Origin of the sequence: Geitlerinema sp. PCC 9228, assembly GCF_001870905.1 — a bacterium.
In the GTDB taxonomy this organism is placed as follows: Bacteria; Cyanobacteriota; Cyanobacteriia; order Cyanobacteriales; family PCC-9228; genus PCC-9228.
This window is the reverse complement of sequence record NZ_LNDC01000210.1, coordinates 1-567: the sequence shown is the minus strand read 5'-3', so window position 1 is coordinate 567 and position 567 is coordinate 1. Positions and strand designations below refer to the sequence as shown.

The 567-nt window shown below is 52.4% G+C and carries 1 protein-coding gene; it reads right to left on the bottom strand.

The annotated features are described in order from the left end of the window. On the bottom strand, window positions 1–567 hold a 567-nt coding region (locus AS151_RS20335), incomplete at both ends, for a CHAT domain-containing protein (protein WP_139240838.1).

The following is a 567-nucleotide window of genomic DNA, read 5'->3' as shown; positions in this document are numbered from 1 at the left end:
TGTCCAATCCCCAGAAGGAATAAAAGCTGCCCAGAAAAAGGGATGGTCGTATTTCTGAGTTGCCAGCATTTCCAGTTGGGTTTGCCGGTACGCTTCCGAACGCCCTTGGTTGTCTAACAATCGCTGGTAGTAGCGGGTCATCAGTTCTTGGGTGCCATTGTCGCTGACTTGCCACAAGCTAATCAGTTGGCTTTGTGCCCCAGCCATGGCAAAAGCACGACGCAAGCCATAGACCCCTTCACCGTTGTTGATTTCACCCACGCCAGTATCGCAAGCAGAAAGTACCACCAACTGGGTGCCGTACAAATCCAATCCCGAAGCTTCCAAAGCCGTCAGCACCCCATCTTCGCCTTGCGTTTCCCATTGTTGGCGATTGTTGAAGCCAGCCAAAGCCAAGCCAGAACGCAGCAATGGGTTTTCGGCGTTGGTGACTCGTTTTTGAGCAATAGCGTTGGGGTGGGGAATAACCTGGAGGCTGCGGTCGTCGCCATAATTTGGTGCAGCAACTCGTTCCACGTTTTCCAAGAAAAAGCCGTGGGTGGCAATATGCAAAATGCTGGGGGAATC